Genomic DNA, 5,847 nt, shown 5'->3' on the forward strand with positions numbered 1-5,847 from the left:
TGTCTACACCCTCTTAGCGTTCAAGTTGCCATGACTGGAAGAGTGAATGCAGGTGTGTAGACTGGCAATTCATTTTTTGATCGCTTGCGAAAAATGCCCGCAGGCGCTGCTTTTATCGAGGCTCTTCAGAAACAAGCCAAAGGGCTTTCTGGAATCACGGTGTTCGCCATTCCCCAAATGCGCGATTACCGCTATTGCGTCATGCTTGATCGAGAGGCGCGCATCGTGCTGCAGTACGCAGGCGATGACGATAAAGGGCTGTGGTTACAGTTGCGCGACGGGCAGTTGGTCAGCCAGCAGCAGCTTGGCAGTGCTGATGCGTTGAGGACTGCGTTGGAGAAGCCTTGGCCGTAAATACGATCATTATCGTTCCCGCGCTCTGCGTGGGAATGCATTTCTGGACGCTCTGCGTCCAACCTGGAATGTGCGGTGCGGCGCAGATTTGTGAAGCGGAGCGTCACGGAATGCATGCCAACGCGGAGCATTGGCACGAGAGTCATTCGTTGACTCGAACGATGAGTGCGGAGCCCGGAGATGCATCGCGGAACGTATCAATGCCCCCGGTGCGGAGCCTCCAGATCACCCGAGAACAATTCATCCTCAGCATCCGGGCTCACCGGAATCGCATGCTCTTCAGAAGCCCAGGCTCCCAGGTCGATCAGTTTGCAGCGCTCTGAGCAAAACGGGCGGCTCGGGCTGGCGGCGCTCCATTCCACCGGGGCATCGCAGGTTGGGCATTGGACGGTCATTGGTTGGCTCATGATTGGCCTCCACGCAAAGTAAGGTAAAAGTGGTGCAGCCGCTCGACTTCGCTGTTCAGCCAGGCGTGATCGCGGTCGTTGACCAGCACATCGTTGGCATGGCGCAAACGGTCTTCACGCTGGATCTGCACTTTGAGAATGGCTTCGACCTGCTCCTGGCTGGAACTGTCGCGCAGCATCGTGCGCTCTATTTGCAGGTGTGCCGGAGTATCAATAACCAGCAGGCGCTGCACCATGCGGTATTGCCCGGATTCGATCAGCAGCGGTGAAACCAGAATGGCATACGGCGATTTGGCCTTGGCCAGATGGCTGACGATTTCCTGATTGATCAACGGATGCAGCAGCGCTTCCAGCCAGCGTCGCTGCTCCGGGTTTTCAAAAATCAGCTTGCGCAGCGCGCCACGATCCAGCTCACCGCTGGCCTGCAACACGCCTTTACCGAAGTGCGCGGCTATCTGCTCCAGCGCTGGACGCCCTGGCTCGACTACCCAGCGGGCGGCATGGTCGGCATCCACGGTGTCGATGCCAAGGTTGGTAAAGCACTGCGCTGCTGCACTTTTACCGCTACCAATGCCGCCAGTCAGGCCAAGAATCCAGGGTTTTTGATCAGGGTGAGTCATCTGAAACCGGCAAACTGCATGTAAGAGTCGGTTATTTGACCACCCCAGAGCAAAGCGATCCACCCCGCAATGGCCAGATAAGGACCAAAGGGGATCGGCGTACCGCTTTCAACCCTGCGCACGCGCATCATGATCACCCCAAGCACCGCGCCCACCAGCGATGACAGCAGGATGGTCAACGGCAGAATCTGCCAGCCGCCCCATGCGCCAAGCATGGCCAGCAACTTGAAGTCGCCATAACCCATGCCTTCCTTGCCAGTCACCAGCTTGAACAGCCAGAACACCGACCACAGCGCCAGATAACCGGCCACTGCGCCCCAAAGCGCATCGTTCAGCGAGGTGAACAGCCCGAACGCGTTGACGATGAGGCCCAGCCACAGCAGTGGCAGCACCAGAGAGTCAGGGAGTAACTGGTGATCGGCGTCGATCAGACTCATCGTCAGCAGGCCCCAGCTCAACACCAGCATCGCGGCCGTTTGCCAGCCGAAGCCGAAATGCCAGGCGATGTAGGCCGACAACACTGCGCAGGTCAGCTCTAACAATGGGTAGCGTTTGCTGATGGGGGCTTTGCATTGTGAGCATTTACCGCGCAGCAGCAGATAGCTGATGACCGGCAGGTTTTCCCACGGGCGGATTTTGTGCGCGCAGTGCGGGCAGTGCGGGCAGCTTGAGTGCGGCAGGATCAGGTTGAAGACGAGTTGGTCCGGTTCGGCAGGGAGGCCGAGCATTTCGCGGGATTGGGCTTTCCAGTCGCGCTCCATCATTTTGGGAAGGCGGTAGACGACTACGTTGAGGAAGCTTCCGATGATCAGGCCGAGGATGCAGCAGCTGGTGACGAAGGCCAGAGGGGAGCTGGCCAGTAGGTCGAGGAGGGGCATATCAGACGACATCCCCGAGTTTGAATATTGGCAAGTACATCGCAATTACTAGACCGCCAACTACTACCCCAAGGACGGCCATGATCATGGGCTCCATTAGGCTGGTCAGGCTATCAACCATATTGTCGACTTCATCCTCATAGTAAGTCGCGACCTTGTCCAGCATGCTGTCCAGAGCACCGGACTCCTCTCCGATCGCAGTCATCTGAATTGCCAAGCTCGGGAAAACTCCGGTTGATCGCATTGAGAAATTGAGTTGCATGCCTGTGGATACATCTTGCTTAACTTTATTAACTGCATTTCTGAAAACTACATTGCCGGTTGCTCCTGCAACAGAGTCGAGAGCCTCTACTAGAGGAACCCCAGCCGCAAAAGTAGTTGCAAGAGTACGGGCATATCGCGCCACTGAGGATTTGAAAATCAGCGGCCCAATGACGGGTATTTTAAGTAAAAAACGATCTAGGCTGTCTCGAAATTTTTGTGATCGCTTATACGCGCGCTTAAATATGAAGACGCTAGCGAAAAACAAGCCTACAATCGCCAGCCACCACTTCTGAACTACTTCTGAAAGTCCTATGACCATCAAAGTGAATGTAGGTAGCTCGGCGCCGAATCCTGCGAATACTGACTGAAACTGCGGGACTACTTTGATTAATAGAATGCCAGATACGATGACCGCCACGATTAACACAGCGGCAGGGTAGGTCATTGCTTTCTTTATTTTTGCTTTGAGCTTCTCTGTTTTTTCTTTGTAGCTCGCTACTCGATCCAGCAAACTCTCCAGAGCTCCTGCTTGCTCGCCGGCATCCACCAGATTGCAAAAAAGATCATCGAAATACTCAGGCTTCTGCCGTAAAGCCATTGCAAAGCTGTTGCCTGCTGATACCTCCTGTTTGAGTGAGCTCACCAGCGCCCGCATATTTGGATTTTCTGCACCCTCACCGATGATGTCGAACGATTGTAATAAGGGAACTCCGGCTTTCATCATCGTTGCCATCTGTCGAGAAAAGAACGCGATATCCAGCGGTTTGATCTTCTTCCCCTTGCCGAAGATCGATACAGCCTTCTTGCGCACCTTGGTCGGATTGATGCCTTGCTTGCGCAGTTGGGCCTTTACGAGTGCGAGGTTATGGCCGCTCAGTTCACCACTGGTTTTGGTGCCTTTCTTGTCAACACCTTCCCACGTGTAAACTATGACTTTGACTGCCTTGCTGGCCATTTTTAATCCTTGGTTACGCGGTTGACTTCTTCAAGACTGGTGATGCCTTGCATGGCTTTGGACAACCCTGAGGTTCGCAGGTCATTAAATCCGTCCTTGCGCATCTGCCTGGAAATCTCCAGCGAGTTGCCTTCTTCCATGATGATGCGCTCCAATTCAGGTGTTTTTTTGACCACTTCGTAAATACCGACCCTGCCCCTGTAGCCCCCGTTGCACTGCTCACATCCCACTGGCCCATAGATTTTGAAAGTGCCAATCTTTGCTTCCGGAAAGCCTTCCTGGATCAGTGTCTCGCGAGGAATATCCAGTTCTTTCTTGCAGTGGCTACACAGCTTACGTGCCAGTCGCTGCGCAATAATCAGGTTGATTGCTGTAGCAATGTTGAACGCCGCAACACCCATATGATGCAGTCGTGTCAGCGTTTCCGCAGCGCTGTTGGTGTGCAGTGTGGATAGCACCATATGGCCGGTCTGCGATGCCTTGATGGCGATTTCGGCGGTTTCCAGGTCTCGTATCTCACCGACCATGATTACGTCTGGATCTTGACGCAGGAATGCGCGTAAAGCCTGAGAAAAGTCCAGCCCCTGACGCGGGTTGACGTTGACCTGATTAATGCCCTCCAGGTTGATTTCTACCGGGTCTTCAGCCGTGGAAATGTTGATGTCCACAGTGTTGAGAATATTCAGGCCGGTATACAGGGAAACCGTTTTGCCCGACCCCGTGGGCCCGGTTACAAGAATCATACCTTGCGGCTGCTTCAGCGCCTCCAGGTACAGCGCTTTTTGTTCTGGCTCGTAGCCCAGAGCATCAATACCCATCTGCGCACTGGTCGGATCGAGGATCCGCATCACGATCTTCTCCCCCCACAGCGTAGGCAAGGTATTCATACGGAAATCGATGGCTTTGGTTTTGGACACCCTTAACTTGACCCGTCCGTCCTGCGGTTTGCGCCGCTCGGATATATCGAGACTGGCCATTACTTTCAGGCGCGCGGCAATACGATTCGCCAAGTGTATGGGCGGTCTGGCGACTTCATGCAAGATACCGTCGGTACGCAACCGCACGCGGAAGATCTTTTCGTAGGGCTCAAAGTGCAGGTCGGATGACCCAAGCCGGATAGCGTCCATCAGCATTTTATTGACGAATCGCACTACTGGAGCATCGTCAGCGTCATTTTGAGTAGCTAGAGAGGTTTCCTTGCCATCGGCCGGTTCTATGTCCAGACCCAGGTCGACATCTTCAAGATTACCCAGAGCGCTATCACTGTCAAAAAAGCGATCTATAGCAATAGTCAGCTTGTCATCTTCGACCAGAATCGCTTCGGTGTTCAGGCCAGTGCTGAACTGAATATCAGTCACCGCCTGATGATTGGTCGGGTCCGAAATCCCAATAAATAGTTTATTGCCGCGCCGCCACAGCGGCAGTGCGTGATGTTGTCGAACCAGCTTTTCACTCACCAGGCCTTTAGGCTGGCTTTCTTTGTCCAGACTGGCGAGGTCCATGAATGGCACGCCAAACTGGTCGGAAGCCATCTCTGCCAGTGTCAGACTTTTGACCAGTTTGTTCTGAACCAGATAGCTCACCAACGAAATCTTGTCGCGGCGCGCCTGTTGATACGCTTGCTGCGCAACAGATTCAGTAAGTAGCTCGGCGAGGACCAATTGTTTGGCCAAGCCAGTGAGGACAGCATCAGTCATAAAACCACCAGACACAGACAATGGGTGGGTTATAGCGCAGTCGGGCTGTGCTGCCAAATGGCAGAGGGGGATGTGACGAAAATTGTCAGTTTCTGCGGATTACGGAACGCCCGTACGCTACGGATGACCGTTTTCCAAATGATTGGCAACGCATTGCACATTGGCATGCCGTGTGCTTAAAGTGGATCAAGGCACTAAAAACTGACGCCTCGGAGAAGTAACTATGAAAACACAAAAAGGTTTTACGTTGATTGAGTTAATGATCGTAGTTGCGATCATCGGGATTTTGGCTGCGGTTGCACTGCCTGCGTATCAGAATTATACAAGAAAAGCAGCTTACACAGAGGTAGTGTTGGCTATGGACGCAGTTAAATCTGCTGTAGCTGTTTGCTATGCGCAGACGACTGACCTGACTGCATGCGACACTGCAGCTAAATTGGGTATTACTCTTCCGACCGCTACTCCAGGTGCTTTGGCTAGCGTTGGCGTTACAGCTACAACTGCAGTTATCACAGGTACTCCTAATGCTTACAAGGGCATTGCGACTACTGATACTTGCGTATTGACTCCTACCCGCCTGACCGGTAATACCGATGTTCTGACTTGGCAGTACAGCGGTGCATGTTTGACTCAGGGCTATGTGAAAAACTGATTCTAAGGAGACGCTGAACA

The 5,847-nt window shown here is 53.4% G+C and carries 6 protein-coding genes and 1 pseudogene; 2 read left to right on the plus strand and 5 right to left on the minus strand.

Going from position 1 to position 5,847, the window contains the following annotated elements; all coding sequences use genetic code 11:
* Positions 1–76 precede the first annotated feature (76 nt).
* A pseudogene (locus ALO64_RS07135) lies at positions 77–354 on the plus strand (hypothetical protein); the annotation flags it as partial.
* Between the two features lie 197 nt (positions 355–551).
* Here ALO64_RS07135 and yacG read toward each other — a convergent pair.
* Genes yacG through pilB form a run of 5 tightly spaced genes read right to left on the minus strand, consistent with a single transcriptional unit; the run spans position 552 to position 5,175 of the window.
* Positions 552–761 (minus strand): DNA gyrase inhibitor YacG, encoded by a 210-nt coding sequence (gene yacG, locus ALO64_RS07140; protein ID WP_002552020.1) that lies wholly within the window; start codon positions 759–761, stop codon positions 552–554.
* Positions 758–1,381 (minus strand): dephospho-CoA kinase, encoded by a 624-nt coding sequence (gene coaE / locus ALO64_RS07145; protein ID WP_005732328.1) that lies wholly within the window; start codon positions 1,379–1,381, stop codon positions 758–760. Before coaE ends, yacG begins: the two co-directional genes overlap by 4 nt.
* The gene (locus ALO64_RS07150; protein ID WP_044344313.1) at positions 1,378–2,259 is read right to left on the minus strand and encodes a prepilin peptidase; all 882 of its coding nucleotides are present in this window, start codon (positions 2,257–2,259) and stop codon (positions 1,378–1,380) included. The genes coaE and ALO64_RS07150 overlap by 4 nt, the downstream gene beginning before the upstream one ends.
* A gap of 1 nt (position 2,260) precedes the next feature.
* Entirely contained in the window at positions 2,261–3,478 is a 1,218-nt protein-coding gene (locus tag ALO64_RS07155) for a type II secretion system F family protein (protein WP_044344298.1), read from the minus strand.
* 2 nt (positions 3,479–3,480) lie between these two features.
* Positions 3,481–5,175, minus strand: coding sequence for a type IV-A pilus assembly ATPase PilB (pilB, locus tag ALO64_RS07160; RefSeq protein ID WP_044344299.1), 1,695 nt, complete (start codon positions 5,173–5,175; stop codon positions 3,481–3,483).
* Between the two features lie 223 nt (positions 5,176–5,398).
* Here pilB and ALO64_RS07165 point away from each other — a divergent pair, with 223 nt between their 5' ends.
* A complete protein-coding gene (locus ALO64_RS07165) occupies positions 5,399–5,827 on the plus strand; it encodes a pilin (protein WP_044344300.1) in 429 nt (142 codons plus the stop codon).
* The last annotated feature ends 20 nt before the right edge of the window (positions 5,828–5,847 follow it).

This window comes from Pseudomonas meliae (genome assembly GCF_001400515.1).
Taxonomy (GTDB): domain Bacteria; phylum Pseudomonadota; class Gammaproteobacteria; order Pseudomonadales; family Pseudomonadaceae; genus Aquipseudomonas; species Aquipseudomonas amygdali.